The 22310-nt window shown below is 63.2% G+C and carries 15 protein-coding genes; 11 read left to right on the top strand and 4 right to left on the bottom strand.

Translation table 11 applies throughout. From position 1 onward, the window contains the following. Positions 1-145: 145 nt before the first annotated feature. The 4 genes from GEMMAAP_RS11830 to GEMMAAP_RS11815 all read left to right on the top strand — a co-directional run bounded on the left by GEMMAAP_RS11830 (position 146) and on the right by GEMMAAP_RS11815 (position 6072). Entirely contained in the window at positions 146-2155 is a 2010-nt protein-coding gene (locus GEMMAAP_RS11830; RefSeq protein WP_026849610.1) for an AAA family ATPase, read from the top strand. A 158-nt stretch (positions 2156-2313) separates the two neighbouring features. Continuing rightward, entirely contained in the window at positions 2314-3729 is a 1416-nt protein-coding gene (locus GEMMAAP_RS11825; protein ID WP_043580852.1) for a S8 family peptidase, read from the top strand. A gap of 227 nt (positions 3730-3956) precedes the next feature. After that, positions 3957-5174 (top strand): NADP-dependent isocitrate dehydrogenase, encoded by a 1218-nt coding sequence (locus tag GEMMAAP_RS11820; protein WP_026849612.1) that lies wholly within the window; start codon positions 3957-3959, stop codon positions 5172-5174. Positions 5175-5214: 40 nt separating this feature from the next. Beyond that, positions 5215-6072, top strand: coding sequence for a DMT family transporter (locus GEMMAAP_RS11815; protein WP_026849613.1), 858 nt, complete (start codon positions 5215-5217; stop codon positions 6070-6072). 15 nt (positions 6073-6087) lie between these two features. Here GEMMAAP_RS11815 and GEMMAAP_RS11810 read toward each other — a convergent pair whose 3' ends face one another. Together GEMMAAP_RS11810 and GEMMAAP_RS11805 are read right to left on the bottom strand one after the other, a co-directional pair. Continuing rightward, positions 6088-6522: a surface-adhesin E family protein gene (locus tag GEMMAAP_RS11810; protein ID WP_145979111.1), complete on the bottom strand. Its 435-nt coding sequence runs from the start codon at positions 6520-6522 to the stop codon at positions 6088-6090. A gap of 7 nt (positions 6523-6529) precedes the next feature. Beyond that, positions 6530-7684 (bottom strand): carboxypeptidase regulatory-like domain-containing protein, encoded by a 1155-nt coding sequence (locus GEMMAAP_RS11805; RefSeq protein WP_026849615.1) that lies wholly within the window; start codon positions 7682-7684, stop codon positions 6530-6532. 82 nt (positions 7685-7766) lie between these two features. Between GEMMAAP_RS11805 and GEMMAAP_RS11800 the strand changes: the two genes are divergently transcribed. The 4 genes from GEMMAAP_RS11800 (at position 7767) to GEMMAAP_RS11785 (ending at position 14749) form a co-directional block, all read left to right on the top strand. Further along, the gene (locus tag GEMMAAP_RS11800) at positions 7767-9599 is read left to right on the top strand and encodes a hypothetical protein (RefSeq protein ID WP_158514837.1); all 1833 of its coding nucleotides are present in this window, start codon (positions 7767-7769) and stop codon (positions 9597-9599) included. A gap of 114 nt (positions 9600-9713) precedes the next feature. Further along, positions 9714-13115 (top strand): S41 family peptidase, encoded by a 3402-nt coding sequence (locus GEMMAAP_RS11795; RefSeq protein ID WP_238588127.1) that lies wholly within the window; start codon positions 9714-9716, stop codon positions 13113-13115. Between the two features lie 166 nt (positions 13116-13281). Beyond that, positions 13282-13806 (top strand): PepSY domain-containing protein, encoded by a 525-nt coding sequence (locus GEMMAAP_RS11790; protein ID WP_026849618.1) that lies wholly within the window; start codon positions 13282-13284, stop codon positions 13804-13806. Positions 13807-13924: 118 nt separating this feature from the next. Continuing rightward, the gene (locus tag GEMMAAP_RS11785) at positions 13925-14749 is read left to right on the top strand and encodes an MBL fold metallo-hydrolase (RefSeq protein WP_158514836.1); all 825 of its coding nucleotides are present in this window, start codon (positions 13925-13927) and stop codon (positions 14747-14749) included. A gap of 74 nt (positions 14750-14823) precedes the next feature. Here GEMMAAP_RS11785 and GEMMAAP_RS11780 read toward each other — a convergent pair whose 3' ends face one another. Then, on the bottom strand, positions 14824-15144 hold the full coding sequence (locus GEMMAAP_RS11780) for a DUF2834 domain-containing protein (protein ID WP_026849619.1): 321 nt from the start codon (positions 15142-15144) through the stop codon (positions 14824-14826). Continuing rightward, complete coding sequence (locus GEMMAAP_RS11775; RefSeq protein WP_158514835.1) at positions 15144-16580, bottom strand: NAD(P)/FAD-dependent oxidoreductase; 1437 nt, start codon at positions 16578-16580, stop codon at positions 15144-15146. The genes GEMMAAP_RS11780 and GEMMAAP_RS11775 overlap by 1 nt, the downstream gene beginning before the upstream one ends. A gap of 109 nt (positions 16581-16689) precedes the next feature. Here GEMMAAP_RS11775 and GEMMAAP_RS11770 point away from each other — a divergent pair, with 109 nt between their 5' ends. From GEMMAAP_RS11770 to GEMMAAP_RS11760, 3 genes are all read left to right on the top strand, one after another. Continuing rightward, a complete protein-coding gene (locus GEMMAAP_RS11770; protein WP_026849621.1) occupies positions 16690-17148 on the top strand; it encodes a c-type cytochrome in 459 nt (152 codons plus the stop codon). A gap of 496 nt (positions 17149-17644) precedes the next feature. Next, entirely contained in the window at positions 17645-20812 is a 3168-nt protein-coding gene (locus tag GEMMAAP_RS11765) for a SusC/RagA family TonB-linked outer membrane protein (RefSeq protein ID WP_158514834.1), read from the top strand. Positions 20813-20821: 9 nt separating this feature from the next. Continuing rightward, the gene (locus tag GEMMAAP_RS11760) at positions 20822-22153 is read left to right on the top strand and encodes a RagB/SusD family nutrient uptake outer membrane protein (protein WP_145979110.1); all 1332 of its coding nucleotides are present in this window, start codon (positions 20822-20824) and stop codon (positions 22151-22153) included. Positions 22154-22310: the final 157 nt, after the last annotated feature.

The following is a 22310-nucleotide window of genomic DNA, read 5'->3' as shown; positions in this document are numbered from 1 at the left end:
GAGAGCTTACGGGAGGGGTGTGAAAGCATCGTGAAAGCCCCCGGGGCTTCCGTGAAAGGGTCCTCACTGGCCCTTCGGCCGTACGGGAAGGACATTAGGGCGTTCACCGGATGGGCTCGACTCTCCTGCGCAAATGGCGTAATGCATGCCGCTGGCTGATGCCCGCACGGGGCTTTCCCTGCAATTGTGTGGCGGACTTTCGCTGCGGGATGGCGAACGTCAGCGGGTGCCGTTACCGCGGAAAGCCGCCGCCCTGCTGGCCTACCTGGCCGTTGAACCCGGTCCACATTCGCGGGCGCACCTTGCCACGCTGCTCTGGGCCGACAGCGATGAGGCGCACGCGGCAATGTCTTTGCGGCAGGCGCTCAGCAAGCTGCGAGACGTGTGTGGGGAGGCGCTGCGGTCCGATCGCACGATGGTGTCGTTGCAGCGTGAGCCGTTCGCCTCTGCCTGCCGCTGCGACGTGCTGCAGTTCCTTGCCCTCCACGAGAGGCAACCGCGAGAGGCGTGTGAAACGGATGTGCACCGATTCCTGGAGGACGTGACCGCCGAGGATGCCCCGGAGTTTCTGCACTGGGGGGACCGTACCAGGGCGCGTCTGGTGCGGTTGGCACAGGCGTCGTTGGCGCGCGCCGTGCAAGAGGCCACGGCCCGTCGCGACTATGCGTCCGCGCTGGCGGCTGCCGAGCGCTGGCTGGACATCGTGCCGGAGTCGGTGGACGCGGCCTGCCAGGCCATTGACGCCGCGGTACTGCTGCATGACGACGCGCGTGTCCACACGCTTGGCGACCAGGCCCTTCGACGTTTGGCGGAGGAGGGAAGGGCAACCGACACAGAAGGTGATCGTATTCGGAACGCCATGCAGCGTCTGCGCGCGGTGCGTTGGGTCACTCCCGTCCACGGCGCCGTTGCCGTGCCAGCCGCCGGGACGGCCAAGGTACAGGTTGACCCTCCCCGTTCGCTGTTGGCCAGTCTCTGTGAACGGGATGTGCCGTGGACGACCCTCGGTGCGGCGTTTGATGACGTGACACAGAGTGGCCGTGCAAGTGGCGTGACACTCGAAGGGCGACTCGGGGCAGGGCGCACGCGCTTACTTCAGGATGTCGCGGCCATGTGCGCGATGCGTGGCGCGACCGTGATAGCGGCGGCATCGCCACCCCATGCCCCGGTGATGCCGTATGGTGCCGCCGCAGCGCTGATTCAACAGATGGTGGACCTCGCCGCTCTGGGCGGCGTGCACGAAACACACCTGCAGACGTTGCGGACGCTCGTGCCGGCGTTGGAGGAGCGATTCCCGGCTTTGCGGCGAAGCGCCATGGCACTACCACCCTCAGATGCCACGTTCTCCATTCGACTGCAGGAGGCACTCGCGCAGGCACTCTTCGCGATCTGTGAAGACACCGTGGCGGTGGTGGCGCTCGATGACGCCATGTGGTATGACCGCGAAAGCGCCAACGTATTGCAGGCAGTGGCGATGCGGACCACTGAGGCGCCAATCCTTTGGCTACTCACCGGGGCGGATGACCTTGGGCAAGAGCGCAACAACCCTGCGTGGGCCGATTTTGCGCGATCGAGTCGACGAGTGGAACTGGCGCCGTTGTCGATCGAAGGCGTTGAGCGCATGCTGGTGGAACTCTCTCGTGTGCCCTCGGGGTGGCGCGCGGTTGCCGAGTGTATCCATCACGGGTCGCACGGCGTGCCGGGGTATGTGCAGGCGTCGTTGCAACTGATGCAGCAACGCTGGGGGGCGATATCGACCGAGTGGCAGACGCATTCATTGGCCGCGCCATGTATTGCGCCGTTGGCGGCGCGGGCACAGCAGCATGTAGAGTCGCTGGACGATGTGGCGCGCACCGTGCTGTTATCATTGGCGCTCGATATGGAGCAGGGGCACCCCGTGCCGTTGGCTGAATGGCGTGCGCGCCCGGCGGTTTCGCTTGACCGGCTGTCGCACCTCCACGGAATCTCAAGGTTGCGGGCTGGCGTATTGGGGCAACGTCTGGTGGAACTTGGGCTGGCCATGGAGCAGGATGGCGGCTTTCGCTGTGCCTCTCCGGTGCTGGTCGAGTACCTGCGGCAGAGTGGCAGTCCGTTGGTGCGCGATGAACTTCGACGGGTGTTGGCGATGACGCACCCGGAGGCTGTGGGTACGTAGCCGGTCGTGGGCCGCGGCGGGCTTGGCCCCTGAGCCTCACGTAGGCCACCAGTGTGACTTGACGACATGGTGACGCGTTCACATTGTAGCACAGCAACCGTGCGGGTAATCCCCCGCTGATGCGTTGTGTCCCGCCTCTACCGGAGTCACCTGTGACCGTGCGCCCCACCGCTCAACGTCTCTCCCGCCTGACCGCTGCCGCTTCGCTGGCCTTTGCCGCCGCCTGCTCTCCCGAGCAAAGTTTGACCGCCCCAGAAAGTGAAGCCGCCTTCATGAGTGCCGCCGATGCCATGGCGGCCGTTCAGGCGGGGCCACCGGAGTTCGTGGCCGGTGAGTTGCTGGTGCAGTTCAAGGAAGGCATCACGGCCACGGGCCGTGGTCGGGCGCTGGGCCGGGTGGGCGGGCAGGTGTCGGAAGAAATTCTCACCGGGGCCATGCGCTCACGCGGACGTCGGGTGGGTGTCACCCGCATCAAAGTGAACGGCGACCTTTCTCGTGCGATTGCGGCGCTGCAAGCCGATCCCGATGTGGAGTTTGCGGAGCCCAACTGGATTTATCAGCATCAGGCGACGTCGAACGACACGTACTTCACGAATGGGTCGTTGTGGGGGATGTACGGCGCGTCAACCAGTCCGGCCAATCTGTATGGTACCGGAGCGGCCACAGCATGGGCGGCGGGGAAGACCGGTAGCAATAGCGTGTACATCGGCATCATCGATGAAGGCTACATGTACACGCACGAAGACTTGGCACCCAACGCCGGTGTGAATCCGGGTGAAGTGGAAGGCGACGGTATAGACAACGACGGCAATGGCTTGGTCGATGATGTCTATGGCTGGGACTTCGCCGGCAACAACAACACCGTCTTCGATGGCGTGGCCGACGACCACGGTACGCACGTGGCTGGCACCATTGGCGCCGTTGGTGGCAATGGAAAAGGTGTGGCTGGTGTGGTGTGGAACGTGAAGATGCTGAGTGCCAAGTTTCTCGGCAGTCGGGGCGGTACGACGGCCAATGCCATCAAGGCGGTGGATTATTTCACCAATTTGAAGGGCAAGGGCCTGAACATTGTCGCGACCAATAACTCCTGGGGCGGCGGCGGGTTCTCGCAGGCGCTGAAGGACGCCATCGATCGCGCGAACACGGCCGGCATCCTGTTTATTGCTGCCGCCGGTAACAGCGGCACCAACAACGATGCCACGGCCTCGTATCCGTCGGGGTACACCAGCTCCAACATTATTGCGGTGGCGTCCATCACCAGCACCGGTGCGCTGAGCTCGTTTTCGCAATATGGAGCCACTACGGTGGACATCGGTGCGCCGGGAAGCGCCATTTGGAGCACGGTTCCGCGGCAGACGAGAAAGAATGGGCCGGTCACCAGTGGCTACGCGAGCTACAATGGCACGTCCATGGCCACGCCGCATGTGAGTGGTGCCGCGGCGCTCTACGCGAGCCTCAACCCCGGCGCTTCGGCGGCGCAGATCAAGACCGCCATTATGAGCAGCGCTGCGTCGACCCCGTCCCTTGCCGGAAAGGTGGTCACCGGCGGCCGTCTCAACGTCGCCGGGTTCTGACGCCGGAAACACCCGTGCCCTAACGGGTTACCTGCTGATGCGCAGCGCGCCGTTCCGGTTTGCCGGAGCGGCGCGCTGTGTTTGGTACCCATCGCCCCCGCCCGGCAGTCCACGGGCGCACTGGTCCCCGTGCAGTTCGGGACCCATCTTGCACGGATTCAGTTCCCCGCCGCCCCGACTGGGGCGGCCGGCAGTCCACCACCCCGAATCACCCGGCACTCCCCACGATGGCCAAGATCAAAGCTGTGAACCCCGTCGTCGAGATGGACGGCGACGAGATGACCCGCATCATCTGGCAGTTCATCAAGGACAAGCTGATCCTGCCGTACGTCGACGTGCAGCTCGACTACTACGACCTCGGCATTGAGCATCGCGACGCCACGAACGACCAGGTCACCATTGATTCCGCCGAAGCCACCAAGAAGTACGGCGTGGCGGTGAAGTGCGCGACGATCACGCCCGATGAGGCGCGTGTGAAGGAGTTCAACCTCAAGAAGATGTGGAAGAGCCCCAACGGGACCATCCGCAACATTCTGGGCGGCGTGATCTTCCGCGAACCGATCATCATTTCGAACATTCCGCGGCTGGTGCCGGGGTGGACCAAGCCCATTGTGGTGGGGCGTCACGCGCACGGCGATCAGTACAAGGCCACCGACTTCAAGGTGCCGGGCCCGGGCACGGTCACCATGACGTACACGCCGGCCGATGGCAGTGAGCCGATGCAGTTCGAGGTCGCCAAGTTCGGCCAGGACGGCGGCGTGGCCATGGGCATGTACAACTTCAATGACTCCATTCGCGACTTTGCGCGGTCGAGTCTGACGTACGGCCTGCAGCGCAACTACCCGGTGTACCTCAGCACCAAGAACACGATCCTCAAGGCGTACGACGGCCAGTTCAAGGATCTGTTCGAGGAGGTCTACAACAACGAGTTCAAGGCCGACTTCGAGGCGAAGGGACTCACGTATGAGCACCGTCTCATTGACGACATGGTGGCGTCGGCGCTCAAGTGGGAAGGTGGCTACGTGTGGGCCTGCAAGAACTACGACGGCGACGTGCAGTCGGACATCGTGGCGCAGGGCTTCGGCTCACTTGGGCTCATGACGTCGGTACTGATGACGCCCGACGGCAAGACGATGGAAGCGGAGGCGGCGCACGGGACGGTGACGCGTCACTACCGTGAGCACCAGAAGGGGAACAAGACGTCCACCAATCCGATTGCGAGCATCTTTGCCTGGACGCGCGGGCTGGCCCACCGTGGCAAGCTGGACGGGACCCCCGAACTCGTGGCGTTCGCCGACACGCTGGAACAGGTGTGCATCGAAGCCGTGGAAGCGGGTGAGATGACCAAGGACCTGGCCATCCTCATTGATCGCACGACTCCGTATCTGCACACGGAAGATTTCCTCGACGCGATTGATCGACGGTTGCAGGCGAAGATGGCCTGACCGGCCACGGCCGGTCCGGACATACGCGCATGTGTGACCAATGAGGAAAGAACGTGGAGCGTCGCTGATTGTCCTGGCGGCGCTCCAATGGGCCCTGTTGGGGCCGGTGGCGCGCATTGCGTTCGCCGAAGGTGTGCCGCCACTCACCGTGGCGTTCTGGCGGGCGACCATCGCGGCCTTGTTGTTCTACACGCACGCGAGCGTTACCCGTGCACACGCCTTGCGCGCGCCCGACCGGCCGTGGGCCATGGGACTTGGCGTCGTGGCCGTCGCCGGGCTGTACGTGTCCTACTTCGAAAGTGTGCAGCGGGGTGGGGCGGCGCTGGCCGCCATCCTCTTGTATTCGGCCCCCGTCTGGGTGGCGTTGGGGGCGCACTTTGTCCTGCGCGAACGCGTATCGGCCCGAGAGGCAGGGGCCCTGCTCCTGACACTTGCCGGTGTCATTCTGGTGGCACTCTTTCCCGCGACGGGTGGGGCACACATCACGGCCACGCCGGCGGCGGTGCTGTGGGGACTCGGGTCGGGCGTGGCGTACGCGCTCTACTTTCTCTTGGGGCGTAATCTGTTTGCGCACAATGCGCCCGCACGTGTCATGGTGTGGGCCCTGGCCACGGGCGCCGTGGTGCTGCTCCCGTTTGTCTCCTGGCACATGCTCACCTGGCGAGCCTGGGGGGCCATTGCCTTTCTGGCCACAGTGGCCACGTATGGCGCCTATCTGTGCAACGCCAACGGCATCAAGCTCATTGGTCCGTCGCGCGCCTCGACGATCGCGACGCTGGAGCCGGTACTGGCGGTTGTCGCGGCGTTCTTGCTTTGGAACGAACACTTGTCGCCGTTGGGCATGCTTGGCGCGGCCGCCGTCATTGGCGGTGTGGTGCTGGCGGCGCGTCTTCGATAGGCCGCCAAGAGCGGCCTACTTCGTGTTGGCGCAGAGGTAGGTGAGCGCGACCTCTGCCACCGAGCCTTTCCCCACTGGCCCGAACCCCGGAATCTTGACCTGCCGGTGCATGCCTTCGGATGTGCCGGCATCGTTCAGGTAATACCAGCTCTCCTTGGTCGCGACCGTCTTGGTGGCACAGTTGTACATGCCAACGGTCCGCGATGATTTCAGTTCGCCCTTGGGGTGCTTGAGTGGCGGCACCAGCGCGACCCGAATAGCCGCGGTGATTACGGTGCCTTCGCGCGAAACGGTTCGTGGTTCCAGGAAAACCGGTGTCGGCGTGCCCACCGACGTACGCCCAATCTCCTTGCGCGCCATCGCCTTTTGCGCCGGAAGAGGCGTCGCGACGAGGATGGCGGTAACAACGGTCATCGCGATGGCCGCAGTTCGTAGGGGATGGAATGACATGGTTGACTTAGTTTCGACGACGGGCGGTGGAGTCAGGGACGAACTCAAAGGGTAACTGCATGACCTGCTGCACCATCTTTCCCTGCTTCATGGCAGGGGTGAACCGCTGCTCGCGCACGGCGCGGCGCACTGGTTCCACAAACAGCCGATTGGTGGTGGTGACAGCGCTGAACGTGTCCATGATGGCCTCGCCGCTTGGTGACACCACGAACTCGGCGAGTACACGTCCCGGGGCCTGGGCTTCGAACAGGGAGTCGGGGTAAATGGGGCGAATGAGGTTGAACGAATCGGGGCGCGCGACCGCATCCACGTCGGTCACCACAAAGGCCTTTCCAGTCTCCAGCATCTCGGCAATGCGAGTCGCTGGCGTAGGTTCATCCTTTTTGCGCTTGCGTTCGCGGAGCTCGCCGCGCTTCGACCACAGAACGATGGTGCCACAGGCGCTGCTCATGCGCTGATTGCCCTGAAACTCCACCGGGACACTCGCGGCACCACTGTAAATCTCAATGCCGTCAAAGCTCTTGGGGTCGAATGCATCAAGGTCAATCTCGCCGGCGTACAACGGTTGCCCGTCCAGCCACACCAACGGCGCACAGCGACTGCCACGCATGCGTACGGAGTTCTGGAATCCCCGCGTTTCAATGCGCAGTCCGGGAATCATGCGAAAGACATCGGTCATGTGCACCGCGTTGCGGCGTTCGAGATCGGACGCCGTGAAAAAGCGTCCGTTGCCGTAGCCCATCCGCTGGTAAAACCCGGCCAGATGCCCCACGACATCGCGGCGCCCGAGCACACGCACGGTGGAGAGCTCCACCGCAATGCGCTCCAGCTGCACGGAAGCTTCGATTGCCTGGTCGGCGATCACGGTGACCTGCACCGAATCCGGACGGTAACCAATGCGACGGGCCACGAGCCACACGGAGCCTACCGGGACCTTGGTGGCGGTGAACGTGCCGTTGTCGTCGGACTCAACCACCGGCGTGTTGCCGCCCATCGGAATGACCAGGCGCATCTGTGCGCCACCAATGGGGAGCCCGAGCGAGCTCTTGACCACCCCCTTCACCGTGCCGGTGGCTTGCACCGGCGTCTGCGCGGACAGCGCGGTGGCCAACAGCAGCGCGGCAGCGAGTGTCGCACGGAACACCGCGACTGGTCGTGACATGAAAGGGCTGAATCGCAAAGGGGCGCCAATAATGCTGGCGTGGACGGACTTGTGCGGAACACGGCGACCGCTACGATGAATCATGCGTCCCGCAGACATATGGAGCAAGCTCAGGATGTCGCTGGTACCGGTGCTGGTGCTCCTGACCACTGCCTGTACCCCACTCCGCCGTACGGTTCCCCCTACGGAGCTGCCCCGGCGCGTGGTGCTGGCGCTGGACGGTCTGGACTACCGGGACCTGATGGCTGCCCGCGCGCGCGGACGGTTTGCCGCCTTCAAGGAGCCGGCCCGACTGGTCTCCACCTTCCCGTCCATCAGCGACATTGCGTGGCACGCCGTTTTCGGGGTGTATCCTCCCGCCGGATACCAACGCGTGTTTTTCAGTACGCGACATAACGCCGTGCTGGGCGACGCGCTCTCCGCAATTCGTCCCATCGAATACGAAGAGCGCATGGATTATGCCTTCGACACCAAGTTTCATCACTTGGGAGCGTACCTCATCTCCTGGCCCGTAGCACGCCGCGAGGTGGACGACGACGTCAAGTACATTCTCTCCACGAGAGGACGACAGACCGCGTACCTGTACAACGTTGGTCCTGATGCCTTGCAGCACACCCGCGGCAACGTGGCGCAGTATCTCGATCATCTCGACGGTCGGCTCACCGCGTTGCAGCAGGAGTATCAACGCCGTACCGGGAAGACGCTGGAGATCGTGCTCCTGTCGGATCACGGGCACAATCGGGCGTGGGAGGCAGCCTTCATTCCCATCGTGGAGGAACTTGCGGCCCAGGGCTTCATCGCTTCGCCCGCCATTGCCTCGCCAAATCACGTCGCGTTCAGCGTCGACGGTGTCACGACCGGCTTCGGAGTCTTCAGCCATCCGGACTCCGTGGAACGGGTGGCGCAGCTGCTGGCGTCGGTGAAAGGCGTCGACATCGTTACCTCGCGACGCGCCGATTCCTTGTATGTGGTACAACGCGCCGGAGTGGATAGTCTTGGTGCAGACCGCACCGCCCTCGCACATGTGCTTTGGCATCGGCGCGGAAATGTTGAGCGGTATCGGTATGCGCCACTGCGCGGTGATCCTTTGGCGCTCGCCAGTCGGGTGGCTCGCATGCAACGCGATGGGGCCATGGACGCGCAGGGCTTTGCCTCTGCCGAGGCGTGGACCCGATATACCGCCGATGCCGAGTATCCCATCGCCGTGGTGCGCATCGTGCACGGGCATCGGGACGCGACCAGAAATCCGGCGCCCATTCTGGTCTCACTCAGTGATGGCTTTCGCGTTGGACTCGGTATGGTTTCCGTTGCCAATCGCATGCGCCCGCTGGGGGGCACTCATGGGGCTCTGAGCGCCACCAATGCTGTGGGGGTGGCCATGAGTAATGTCACCGCGCTCCACGACGATCTGGCCATGCGTGTGCGGGCGCAGCTCGGTGGTTTTGACGATCTTCGTGCGCCGCGTATCGAGGAACCGTCATTGCACGTCGTAAGCGCCGACATGCTGCGCGATGACCGGCTGCACCGTCGCGAGTGGACCGAAACTCGCGTCGCGCAAGACACGGGAGCGATCGTCGTGCTGTCCTTGCCAACTGCATCCGTTGCGTGGGCTGGCGCCAACGCGCAGGTGCGATTCGAGGTCCGCCTGAAGGATCAGGCGCAAGGTGGTGGCACCATGGTGGCGAACACTGTGGTCCCACTGGATGCCGACGGTCGAAATATTGCCGGCAACCAGTGGGGATGGCCCGCACGACAGGTGGGGCTGAATGGCCTCGTTCCCGGGGCACAATATGGTGTTCGCGTCCGGCTCGAGCGGATTCGCCGGGACGCGCAGGGAATGGTGATCGACCGTGCGCAGACGGTGTTGAATGCAACAATGGCCGCTGCCCGCGACGGGATTCTCTGGTCGTACTAGGCGTGTAACGGGTTTACGCAGGCCAGGGACCGAGGGAAAGCGGCGTCCGGACTCTGTTGGGTGACGCGATCACATCGTAACGTAGGCTCGGGCCAGCTTTTGCCGTGATTCGGCATGGCCTCGATCGTTCACGCCCTCGCCGAGTCGTTTATGAAGGCCTCTCCCCTGCCGTCGCACCAAGTCCGGTGCCTCTACACCGCCGGGCTTGTCCTGGCGTTGGTCACGCCCGTTCTCGGGGCGCAGTCTCCTACCCGCCTGTTGCGCACACCCAGTGTGAGCGCCCAGCACATCGCCTTTGCCTACGCCAACAACGTGTGGGTGGTGGAACGTGCCGGCGGAAACGCGCGACGCCTCACCAGCTTCCAGGGGCAAACGCAGAACCCCAAGTTGTCTCCCGATGGCAAGCTGGTCGCGTTCAGCGCCGAGTATGCCGGGAATACCGATGTGTATGTGGTGCCCGTTGAAGGGGGGCAGCCGAAACGACTGACGTGGCACCCATCCAGCGACGTGGTGCAGGGGTGGGCCCCTGATGGCAAATCGGTGGTCTTTGCTTCTCCGCGTGCCACGTGGGCCCCCAGTGGCGCACCCCGTTTCTGGACAGTACCGGTGGAGGGCGGGGTGGAGAATCCCATGCCCATGCCACGCGCGTATCAGGGGAAGCTCTCGGCTGACGGCAATAAGGTGGCGTACCGGATGCCGAGTTCATGGGATGAAGAACGCCGAAACTATCGCGGTGGGCAGAACAAGCCCATTTGGATTCTGGATCTGAAGACGTTTGCGCTTGATACCACGCCATTTGCGGGGAGCAAGGAGACGGATCCGGTGTGGGTGGGGAATGCGGTGTACTTCATTTCCGATCGTGACGGTGTGGCCAATGTCTGGTCGTATGATCTCGCGGCCAAGCGGTTGGCCCAGGTGACACGCTTCAAAGACTTTGATGTGAAGGCGCTCGACGCGGCCGGCAACACCGTCGTCTTTGAGCAGGCCGGCTATGTGCATGAACTCGATGCGCGTGCGGGTACATCAAAAATCGTCCCCATCTCGGCGGTGGGGGATTTCCCGTGGATGATGCCAGCGTGGAAGGACGTGGCGAATCGTGGCGCGAGCATGTCGCTGTCGGCCACCGGCAAGCGTGCGGTGATGGACGCGCGCGGTGAAGTCTTCACGATCCCGGCTGAGAAGGGAGATGTGCGGAATCTCACCCGCAGCAGCGGCGCCGCTGAGATTGCGCCCGTGTGGTCTCCCGATGGACGCAGCGTGGCCTACTTCAGTGATGAATCGGGTGAGTATCAGCTGATCATTGCTCCACAGGAGGGTCTGGGCGCCAAGCGCACCATTGCGCTGCCGGAGCCCAGCCGACCGTACTTCCCCAGCTGGTCGCCGAACGGACGCACCATTGCGTTTCAGGATTCCCATTTCCGCGTCTGGCTGGTGGATGTCCTGAGCGGGCGCGCGAAGGTGGCAGACTCCGATCCGTATTTCATGATGGATCGATCGATCGTCCCCGTCTGGAGCCCGGACTCGCGCTATCTCGCCTACCCCAAGCGGCTCAAGTCGCTCTTCCGCGCCATCTTTGTGTACGACGTGGATGCCGGCGTGGTGAAGCAGGTCACGGACGGCCTGGCCGACGCAACCAGTCCGGCGTGGGATGGGAGTGGCAAGTATCTGTGGTTCTTTGCCAGCACGAACTTCGCGCTCAATTCCTCGTTGCTGGATATGACCAAGTACGACCGCCCGGAGACGCGCGCGTTGTACATGGCCATTCTGTCAAAGAGCGAGCCGTCGCCGTTGCTCCCGGAGAGTGATGAAGAAGCCGCCCGTTCAGCTGCGGCACGGGATAGTGCCGCACCGGCCGCGGCGGCAGCGCCGCGTGTTCGTCCGGACAGTGGCCGCGGTGGAGATGCCATGCCCTCGGCACCGCGGCCGGTGCGCATTGACTTTGACGGCATTCAGCAGCGGATCGTGGCGGTGCAGGGGCTCGTGGAGCGTGACTATGGCGAGCTGCGCGCCGGTCCTGCCGGCACGGTGTTCTTTCTTGAGCCCACACCGGCGATGGGCACCACCGGCGGTCAGGGCGGTGGCGGCGGGAGCAATACGCTGCACCGGTTCCAGCTAAGCACCCGACGGGCGCAGCCGTTCGTGATGGGAGCGGCACAGTATACCGTGAGTGCCGACGGCAAGAAGTTGCTCTACCGTGCTGGTGGGGCTGCTGGTGGCCTGTTCCTGGTGGATGCGGACAAGGCCATTCCGGCCGCCGGGAGCGGACGGCTCAACGTGACGCTGCGCGCGTACATCGACCCCCGCGAGGAGTTCAAGCAGATCTTCAACGAAGGGTGGCGCAATCAGCGCAACAACTTCTATGTGAAGAATCTGCACGGTACCGATTGGGCGGCGGTGAAGAAGATGTACGAGCCGTTGCTGGCGCACGTGAATCACCGGGCGGATCTCAACTACCTCCTGGACAACATGGGAGCGGAGACGGCCATTGGGCATTCGTATGTGCGGGGCGGCGACTACCCCGAGGTGCCCAATGGCAGCGGTGGATTGCTGGGTGCCGACTTTACCATTGAAGGCGGTCGCTATCGGCTGGCCCGCATTTACGATGCGGAGAGCTGGAACCCCGAGTTGCGGGCGCCGCTGGTCACACCGGGGGTCAATGTGGCGCGCGGGGACTATATCCTGGCGATCAACGGCGTGGAGCTGCGTGCACCGGACAACATTTACCGCCTGCTTGATGGCACGGCCAATCGGCAAACGGTGCTCACGGTGAACAGCCGCCCGGATATGCAGGGCGCCCGGACCATTACGGTGCTGCCGGTGGCCAACGAGCAGGGATTGCGTACGCGGGCGTGGGTGGAAGCGAACCGTCGGTATGTGGACAGCGTGTCCAACGGCAAGCTGGCGTATGTCTACCTGCCGAACACGGGGCAGCCAGGCTACACGAGCTTCAATCGCTACTACTTCGCACAGCAGGACCGTCAGGGTGTGGTGGTAGATGAGCGGTTCAATGGCGGTGGGTCGGCGGCCGACTACATCGTGGACCTGTTGGGGCGCGACTACGACGGCTACTTCAACAACCCGGTGGGCGCTCGCTATCCGTTCACCAGCCCGGCCAATGGCATTTGGGGGCCCAAGGTCATGATCATCAACGAAATGGCCGGATCGGGTGGAGACCTCATGCCGTACATGTTCAAGCGTCGCAAGTTGGGGCCGCTGGTGGGGGCACGCACGTGGGGCGGGTTGGTGGCCACCACCGATACCCCGCCGTTTGTGGATGGCGGGTCCATGATTGCGCCGCGCTTCGGCTTCTTCTCACGCGACAACAAGTTCGCGGTAGAGAATGAAGGCGTGGCGCCGGACATCGACGTGGAGAACTTCCCGAAAGAGGTGATTGGTGGCCGAGATCCCCAGCTGGAACGGGCGACGCAGGAAGCGCTACGGCTGCTCAGCACCTGGAAGAACGACCGGTTGAACACGGAACCGACCGCGCCGGTGTGGGGGCGTCGCGGGAAGTGACCGGGTTTCCGCCCGTGCTGCGATTCTGCTGAACTGATCGCACGAAGGCATCCAAGACATCCGAGGCATCCAAGGCATCCATGTGTAACCTCGGATGCCTTTGGTGCCTCGGATGCCTTCGTGCCATCGGTTCAACCCATCTCGCCCTCTGGTGTATTTTGTCACTATGCCGAACCCGCGTATCTGGAACCGCAAACTGCATCGGTGGGGCGCCATTGCCACGGCGCTCCCATTTCTGGTTGTGCTGGGCAGCGGACTGCTTTTGCAGCTCAAGAAGCAGCTCACCTGGGTGCAGCCGGCGGAAATGCGAACCGAGCACACGGTGCCTACCGTGAGCATGCAGCAGGTCTTCGACGCCGCGCGTTCGGTGCCGGAAACCGGGATCAGGACGTGGGACGATATCGACCGTCTTGATGTGCGGCCGGGGAAGGGCATCGTGAAGGTGGCTGCCGTGAATCACTGGGAAGTGCAGGTGGACTTGGCCACCGGCGCCGTGGTGCACTCGGCGTATCGCCGCTCCGATCTGATCGAGCAGATCCACGACGGTTCGTGGTTCCACGATGCTGCCAAACTGTGGATTTTCCTCCCCTCCGCGGTCATCGTGCTCGGACTGTGGATCACCGGCATCTACTTGTTCCTCTTGCCGTTCCGCGCTCGCGCCCAGAAGAAGCAGCGGGATGCCTCGGCCTGAGCACGGGATTGAGACTCGCGGCCAGGATGTGCTGCGATGGATGTGGGCACGGGCCCGTCAGCGGTTGCCGCGGCCACCGCAGGCGCCGCTGCATGGTGTTGTGCCTGACCTTGAGTTCGTGCACGCGAACCGAGAACACCCGGCCTTTACGTGGATAGGGCACTCGTCGGCGCTGTTGCAGGTGGGGGGCGCCAATGTGCTCTTTGATCCGGTGTTCAGTCGAACGGCATCTCCGTTCCGCTATATCGGCCCGCGGCGACATCAGCCGCCGGGGTTGGGGATTGAGGAGTTACCGACCATCGACGCGGTGCTCCTCACGCACAACCACTACGATCATCTGGACCGCCCGTCCATGCGTGCGGTGGCGCGGCAGGCGGGCGGCGCGCCGCGGTACATCGTGCCGCGTGGAACCGAACTCTGGTTCGCGCGCAACTTGCCGCGGGTGCGTGGTGTGCTGCCGCACATTGAGGCGCTCGACTGGCACGGGCACACGGTGCTGTCCGACTTCGGTGTTGCGGTGCACTTCGAGCCGGTCCAGCATTGGTCCAATCGCACCGGCTTCGATCGTAATCGGTCCCTTTGGGGCAGTTACGCCATTGTGCACCCCCGGTTCCGCTTCTGGTTCTCCGGCGATCTGGGGTACTCCTCGGCGCCGCGCACTATTGGGGAGCGGCACGGGCCCTTTGATGCGGCGGCCATTGCGATTGGCGCTTATGAACCCCGGTGGTTCATGGCGCCGCAGCATGTGAACCCCGACGAAGCCGTTCAGGTGATGCTGGATGTTGGCGCGGCGCAGGCGATTGGTGTGCACTGGGGCACGTTTGCGCTCACGGACGAACCGCTGGATCAGCCGCCGAAAGATCTGGCGGCGGCACTCGACCAGCGGCGGATTGCGCCGGAACGGTTTCGCGTGCTTCGGCACGGGGAGACGGTGCGGTTCTGAGCGACGAACGGCCTGTGGCTACAACAGCTTTCCGGGACAACCGCATGACCTACTGCATGACCAGCGCATGAGAACTACGGGTGCGTTGAGGCCTGAGTACGGTCGGCGCTCAGGTAGATGAGCAGGGGAGGGCAGCCAAGCAGCAGCGTGGCGGGCCACCAGAGAAAGGAGCGACCGGTCTGGCGGAGATCACGCCACAGCCAGATGAGCACGAGGGCGGTGAAGATGCCCATGTCGTTCCAGGCCATGAAGACCATGGGGTCCAGGCGGAGCGTCATCCAGGCGTGCGAGAGCCCGGCCGACACGGTCCCGTGCTGCTGCAGCCACATATAGAACGACCACTGTTCGTAGGCCAGGAACAGGATGGCGAAGGCGATAAGGAGAGGGCGTCGCATCAGCCGGGGGGGCGCTCGTATTGCTCGGTGGGAAGCGCGAAGGCTTTCTTGAGCACTGGGTCTCCCTCAATGCCAGCCACGCGCTGGGCGATATAGTCGCCAATAACGGGGCCGAACTTGAAGCCTTCGGCCTGACCAAGGCCGGCGATCCACGCGTTGGAGGCGCCGGGAATATGATCGACGATGAAATTCTGGTTGACGCTCGACTCGTAGTGGCAGGCGCGCGTTTCCAGGAGTGGGGCGTTGGCGAGAATGGGGAAGCGGGCGGCGAGAAAGCGGCGGGCTCCGTCCACGCGGTCCTGATTGGTCCAGCGGGAGCTGAGATCAGGATCCTGCAGGGTGGGGTCGGGGGCAACGGGCGACGATGAGGGGGCTGGTGCCCTGGTACCAGTTGCGGGCGGTGCGGCGGCAATGGCCCCGCGCACGCGGAACCCGCGGCTGTCCACCGGCAGCATGGGCCACCCGGTGACCCCGGGAAAGTTGAAGCTGGGGAGATTGGGAAACTGGAAGCGGGAGTCCCCCTGCGGCACTCCGAAATAGAGCGCGTGACCAATGGGGATACGTGCCCGGTTCTCCATGTAAGGAAAGAGCTTGCGCAGCCACGGACCACAGGCAAAGACGTAGGCATCGCCGCGAATCACGGTGCCGTTGTCGAGCACCACCCCGTCCATGGTCCCGTTTACGATGGGGCCGGGACGGACACGGCCAATGACCAGTTCCGCTCCCATTTTCTGGGCAATGGCGGCCACTGCCTGAGTGGCGGCGCGGCAGCGCACCACGCCGGCGTCGGGCTCGGTGATGGCGACGGTGATGTCGTCGGCCTTGATGACTGGCCAGCGCTTGCGGGCTTCCTCACCGGAGAGGACCTCGTGGCGGACGTTGTTTGCCGTCCAGAGCTCCACGGTTTTGGTAATGAATGGCTCCCGGGTGACGCGCATGATCACATCACCCGTTTCGTGGAAGAACGAGGTGCGGAAGGGGCGTGCCCATTCCTCCTCGAACAGCTTCCAGCGGTCAATAGCGGTGCGCGCCCATGGGGTCCAGAGAACGCCTGAGGCCCGGTCTCCGTACGACGAGCGAATGCCACGCGTCTCGTCGCCACTGGTGGAGCGGGAGTTGCCAGGGCCGTATTGGTCAATGAGTGTGACCTTGATGCCACGACTGCGCAGATGGTACGCTGTCCACCCACCCCAGGCTCCGGCGCCGATCACCACGACATGGGTGCTGCTCGCGGCGGTCCCGCGCCCTTTTTCCACGCCACGCGCCGGGGCTGCGGAAAAGGCGACCGGCGGTGCACAGCCGGTCGCAAGCAAGGCGCCGGCGGTGGCCCCTGCGATGCGCAGGAAATCACGGCGGAGAACAGGGCTTTCTATATCAGAACTGTCGCCGGGTGAGGCGGGGCGTTCGGGAACATCTGGGGTATGAGAAGCGTCCATCAGCCGAAAATGCTGGTCATCCACGTCCCTCGCAATGCACATCCGCTGCGCATTTTGCGGTGGGGGGGAGGCTTGCCAGCGAAATGCTTTCCTCGCACGTTCATCTGCCATGCGACGTCCATCTCCCATTCCTGCGGTCTTTCTGCTCGGCGTCATCGCCACGAGCGTCTTTTCTGCCGGCCGTATGACGGCCCAGCAGCCACTCGCTCCCGGCGCTGCCGTCAGAGACGGACAGGATACGGTGCCGGTTTACAGCGACTCCCAGGCAACGGCCGGGGCGACGGTGTGGACCAATACCTGTTCTGAGTGTCACGAAACCAAGGACGTCACCGGCGCGGATTTCCGCACGAAGTGGGCGGGCCAGCCGGTGTTTGCGCTGTTTGAGCAGATTCGCACCACCATGCCGGACGGCAATCCTGGATCACTGCCCCGGGAGGATTACGCTGCCGCGATGGCCTACATCTTCAAACTGAACGGCCTGACGCCGGGTGCCGCGCCGTTCACGGCCGATTCGGTGGCACTCGCCACTGTGAAGCTGATTCTTCCGCCCGCACCGCCGACGCCCTGAAGGTTCCGGCGATTTTGGCGGAGATAAGAATGCGGCCCCGGGCATACGCGCGGGGCCGATTTTTTGTTGGGCATTTTCCAAAGGGCAGTTTTCTTCAGGAAAACCCCGGCATTTTGCGGGGGGATCCCTGAAAAAGTATTGACAGTATCGAACGCTGGTCGTAGCGTCTGCGCGTTCCTCCATTATCACGCAGGTACGGCGGTGCTGTTCCGGCGCCATACACGTGTGGGGCCATCCCGTCGTTTCCGAAACGCCGCTGGTGGATGTTGGAACGCGTTCACTAGCAGTCCCCAGACAGTTCCCGCCATCTCGCGCGCGATCATCCGCTGCGCGAACCCGAAACAGCGCTTATCGGTTGTCGTCTTGGCATCCGTGTACACATGTGGCAAGACCAAGGTTCCGCAGCGCTTCGGTGCGGGAGCCTGTTGTGGTCATTGTCATAGCCGGTCACAACATCGAGTGACCGGCAGGTGATCCTGATATGGGGAGTCACAAGATGCATTTGTTCGTACCCGCTGCGTCCGCCCGCGGCGAGCGAGGCTGCTCGCCACCACACGCCACCTCGTTTCGCGCGCCACTGATGCGCCGTCTGGCATCATCTCTTCTTGCGGTCGTGGCGGCCGTGGGACTTGCGAGCCCCTCCGTGCTTTCCGCGCAAGGCGCCGGTGGCACAGTCACTGGCCGTGTCACGGATGCGGCCACGGGGCAGCCCATCCAGCAGGCCCGCGTGCTCGTGCAGGGCACGCAGAATGGTTCGCTGACGGCAGAAAATGGTCGGTATACCCTGCGGGTACCCACCTCTGGTGCCATCGTTCTTGAAATCAGCCGCATTGGTTACGAAGCCAAGCGTGTCAACGTGACCGTTGGCGGGGCTGCCCCCGTCACGCAGGACGTTGCTCTGACGCAGGCGGCCTTTTCTCTGTCGGCCGTCGTCACCACGGTAACCGGCCAGCAGCGGAAGGTCGAACTGGCGAATGCCACCGCCACGGTAAACGTGGCCGAAAAGATCGCGGAACTCCCCGTCTCCAATTTGAGCCAGGTCCTCCAGGGACGTGCCGCCGGCGTAAACGTGGTCTCCACCGGTGAGCCCGGTGTCGGTTCACGTATTCGTATCCGTGGTCAGTCCTCGATTTCTCTCTCAAACGAACCTGTCGTGATCATCGACGGCGTTCGTGTGGCGGCCAACAGTGGAAGCGCGGCGCTTGGTGTGGGCGGGCAGTCGCCGTCCCGGCTGGACGACATCAATCCGGAAGAGATCGAGAGCATCGAAGTGGTGAAGGGACCGTCGGCGGCCACGTTGTATGGCACGGAGGCGGCGGCGGGCGTGATCAACATCACGACCAAGCGCGGCAAGTCCGGACGTACCGCGTGGAACGTCTACTCGGAAAACGGTCTGACGCAGGATCCCCGGCGTGGTGACTATCCCCTGCTGTATTATGCGTGGGGCCGTCGCCTGTCCAACAACACCAACATGCGCTGTGATCTGACGCTGGTCGCCAACGGCACCTGCGTCCAGGACAGCGTGATCAGCGGCAACATTCTGAATGATCCGGATCTCAGCCCGATCAAGACCGGTAACCGCGGCCAGTACGGCATGCAGGTGTCGGGCGGTTCCGATCGTGTGCAGTACTTTGTGTCGGGCGAAATCGAACGTGAAAACGGCATCTATGAAATGCCGACGGGCGAACAGGATCGCCTGAAGACCGAGCGCGGGGTATCCTCTCTGCCAACGTCTCAGGTGCGCCCGCAGGGGTTGGACCGCAACAATTTGCGTATGAATCTCAACGCACAGATTGCGCCGCGAGCCACCATTCAGCTGTCCAGTGGCTATGTGAACAGCAACGTGCGTCGCGTACAGAACAACGACAACGCGAACGGCCTCATGGTGCAGGCCATGGGTGGCGCATGGGATCCGACCAAGAAGGACTCGAGAGGCGTGCCGCTCCCCGGCATGTTCAGCTTCCCGTTTGGTGACGTTTTCTCGCGGACCACTACGCAGGAACTCAATCGCTTCATCAACTCGGCGACGGCGCGGTGGGACGCTGCCGAATGGTTGAATCTGCGCGCGACGGTCGGCTACGACTACTCGCTGCGAGACGATATCGGGATCAATCGGTTCGACCAGGGTATTTTCCAGTTCCCAGGACGCAATGGTCAAGTGTCATCGTTCCGCACAAGCATCGCGCAGGGAACGGTTGACCTTGGCGGTACGGCGACCAAGCAGATCTTCGATTGGCTGGGGACGAAGACCTCGGTTGGCATGCAGTTCATTCGCAACGATTTTGAACAGACGGGCGGTACCGGCGAAAATCTCCCGCCGGGCGCTACGACTACCACCGCGGCCGCCATTCGGAACTCGTCGCAGTCGTTCGACTTCTCGCGCACGCTTGGCTATTACATCGAAGAACAACTGTCCGTCCGGGACCGCTTCTTCCTTACGTTGGCGATGCGTCGCGACGCGGCCAGCGCTTTCGGCTCCGAGTCGCGAGGCGTGTACTACCCCAAGGTTGGCGCGTCGTGGCTGGTATCGGACGAAAGCTTCTTCCCGAAGTTCAATTGGCTGCAGTCGCTGCGCTTGCGTTCGACGTATGGCGCCTCGGGGCAGCTGCCGGGCCCCACGGACGCCTTGCGCTTCTTCACCCCGTTCCCGGCCACACTGACGGGAGGTGTTGATGCTCCCTCTGTGACGCTTTCCGCCTTGGGCAACAGCAATCTCAAGCCGGAATTCGGGGCTGAAGTTGAATCCGGATTCGACGCCACGATGTTCAGTGGGCGGACGAATGTGGTGGTGACGTACTACAGCAAGCAAACCCGCGATGCCCTTGTGCAACGCAACATTGCTCCCTCTGTGGCCGGCATTCAGGCTCGCTTCGAGAACATCGGTGACGTGAAGAACTCCGGTTTCGAACTCGAGTTCACGCAGAAGCTCATCGATCGCAAGAACGTGTATGCCGAACTGTTCATCAACGGATCGACGAACCGGAACGAGCTCCTGACGCTCGGCGAAGGGGTCGCACCGATTCTGACCGGTGCCGGATCGCGCATCACGATGCGTCAGCAGCCGGGATATCCGTTGTACGGCATGTGGGGGAGGACGTACACCTACAACGACGCCAACGGCGATGGCATCCTCGGGACGAACGAAATCACGTTCAGCGACAGTGCCACGTTCCAGGGGCCGTCCTTCCCGACGCGTGAGTTTGTGATTTCGCCCACGTTGGAACTGTTCGAGCGGAAGCTGCGCGTGTCGGCGCAGATCGACCGCAAGTGGGGGATGCTCAAGTTCAACAACACGCTGCGTCACCAGTGCCAGGGGGGTAACTCCTGCCGTGGTCGTATGGATCCGACGGCACCACTGGAACTTCAGGCCGCGAATATCGCCGCAACGCCGAACGGTATCTTTACCGGGATGTTCGAAGATGGCTCGTTCACTCGCCTGCGTGAAATCGCGGTGTCGTACCAGTTGCCGCAGGGATGGGCGAAGAGCATGCGCGCTCAGCGCATGAACCTGATCATGACCGGTCGAAATCTGGCTGTGTGGACGCCCTTCACCGGGCTCGATCCGGAGACGACGCAGAGCAACTCGGACACGCGCGGTAACGAAGAGTTCTTCTCGACGCCGCCAATGCGCCAGTGGACCGTTCGTCTGAACCTCAACTACTGATCCCCGACGATGACAGTTTCCAACCAGAAAATCCGTCGCCGGGCGCTGTTGCCGATGACTGTGGCGGCCATCGGCGTGATGGGCTGCAATATGAGCTCGGCGCTCGACATCACCGACCCGGACGTTCTCAATATTGGCGATTATGCCAGTCCGGCTGGTGCCAACCCTGTTCGCCTCGGCGTATTGCAGGACTTCGCCGTGGTTTTCTCCGGAACACAGGACGGTTTGGTCGTGCTCAGTGGCAACATGGCCGATGAGATCTACTCGACCGATACGTTCGACGATCGTTTGTTCCCGAATCAGCGCACGACCAACGAGCAGCTGGCGTCGGTTGAAAACACATTTCGCAATCTGCACCGGGTGAGAGCGGGAGCGACGCGTGTCATTCCGATTCTTCAGGAATTCGCGCCAACCACGCCGGTGAACATCGCCGAGATGTATGCGATCCGTGGCTACTCGGAGAATTACTTCGCGGAGCTCTTTTGCTCCGGTGTTCCCTTCTCCAGCGAGACCAGTTTCGGAACGCCGCTGACCACGTCGCAGATGCTCACAATCGCCGTGGCCAGTTTCGACTCGGCGCTGGCGCTGGCTGGCACTGATGCGCGGGTTCGGCCTCTTGCCCAGATTGGCAAGGCACGTGCGCTGCTGAATCTCAACCAGTTTGCCGCTGCGGCGACGGCGGTACAGGGCGTGCCGACGTCGTACAGGTACCAGACGTTCCATTCGCAGGCTACTGGACGACAGGAAAACGGTATCTGGAACGCGCTGTCGGTTACGGCACCGCGGTACTCGATGTACATCGAAGCCGAAGCGCAGGTGCAGTTCCTTCGCACGCCGATGGATCCGCGTGTCCCTTGGCGTACTACGACGCGCTCGGGCTTCAACTCGGCGCACCGCAACTTGCCTGACCAGTTGAAGTATGGTCGTGCCGGTGCGGTGAATCTGGCCGATGGTATCGAAGCACGGCTGATCGAGTTGGAGGCTCGTCTTCGTGGAGGGTCGGCCGCTGACCGTCAGGCATTGCTCACGGGTCTGAACGAACTTCGTGCCACCGGTATCACCCCCGCCATGGCACCAATCGCGACGGTGCCGGCAACGCAGGAAGCTGCAGTGAATCTGCTCTTCGAAGAGCGTGGCATGTGGATGTGGCTCACTGGCCATCGCCTTGGAGACTTGCGTCGTCTCGTTCGTCAGTATGGCCGCACTGCCAATTCAGTGTTCCCGTCGGGTACCATGCGCGCCCCGTTGTCTGGGAGCTATGGCTCGGACGTGAACTACGCCATTCCGGCGGCTGAGCGGAATAACCCGGAATTCGGCGGCTGCATCGACCGCAACCCGTAACCGTTTCGATTGGGTGCACAAAGGGCCGCCGGACATCTGTCCGGCGGCCCTTTGTGTTTGCGCGTTGTTCATGCGTGGCATGCGAGAAGGATCGGCCGTCGACTCCCGCGTCAACCAGCCGTGCCAGGCCCGGCCGGAACACCCGGCGCACCGCGCG

The organism is Gemmatimonas phototrophica, assembly GCF_000695095.2.
In the GTDB taxonomy this organism is placed as follows: domain Bacteria; phylum Gemmatimonadota; class Gemmatimonadetes; order Gemmatimonadales; family Gemmatimonadaceae; genus Gemmatimonas; species Gemmatimonas phototrophica.
The sequence above is the reverse complement of the archived record's forward strand: the minus strand, read 5'-3'. Positions and strand labels throughout refer to the sequence as shown.

Coding starts and splice junctions, on each gene's coding strand:
- GEMMAAP_RS11830 (WP_026849610.1), top strand. CDS start 146: ATGCCGCTGGCTGATGCCCGCACGGGGCTTTCCCTGCAATTGTGTGGC.
- GEMMAAP_RS11820 (WP_026849612.1), top strand. CDS start 3,957: ATGGCCAAGATCAAAGCTGTGAACCCCGTCGTCGAGATGGACGGCGAC.
- GEMMAAP_RS11815 (WP_026849613.1), top strand. CDS start 5,215: ATGAGGAAAGAACGTGGAGCGTCGCTGATTGTCCTGGCGGCGCTCCAA.
- GEMMAAP_RS11810 (WP_145979111.1), bottom strand. CDS start 6,522: ATGTCATTCCATCCCCTACGAACTGCGGCCATCGCGATGACCGTTGTT.
- GEMMAAP_RS11805 (WP_026849615.1), bottom strand. CDS start 7,684: ATGTCACGACCAGTCGCGGTGTTCCGTGCGACACTCGCTGCCGCGCTG.
- GEMMAAP_RS11800 (WP_158514837.1), top strand. CDS start 7,767: ATGCGTCCCGCAGACATATGGAGCAAGCTCAGGATGTCGCTGGTACCG.
- GEMMAAP_RS11795 (WP_238588127.1), top strand. CDS start 9,714: ATGGCCTCGATCGTTCACGCCCTCGCCGAGTCGTTTATGAAGGCCTCT.
- GEMMAAP_RS11790 (WP_026849618.1), top strand. CDS start 13,282: ATGCCGAACCCGCGTATCTGGAACCGCAAACTGCATCGGTGGGGCGCC.
- GEMMAAP_RS11780 (WP_026849619.1), bottom strand. CDS start 15,144: ATGCGACGCCCTCTCCTTATCGCCTTCGCCATCCTGTTCCTGGCCTAC.
- GEMMAAP_RS11775 (WP_158514835.1), bottom strand. CDS start 16,580: ATGGACGCTTCTCATACCCCAGATGTTCCCGAACGCCCCGCCTCACCC.
- GEMMAAP_RS11770 (WP_026849621.1), top strand. CDS start 16,690: ATGCGACGTCCATCTCCCATTCCTGCGGTCTTTCTGCTCGGCGTCATC.
- GEMMAAP_RS11765 (WP_158514834.1), top strand. CDS start 17,645: ATGCATTTGTTCGTACCCGCTGCGTCCGCCCGCGGCGAGCGAGGCTGC.
- GEMMAAP_RS11760 (WP_145979110.1), top strand. CDS start 20,822: ATGACAGTTTCCAACCAGAAAATCCGTCGCCGGGCGCTGTTGCCGATG.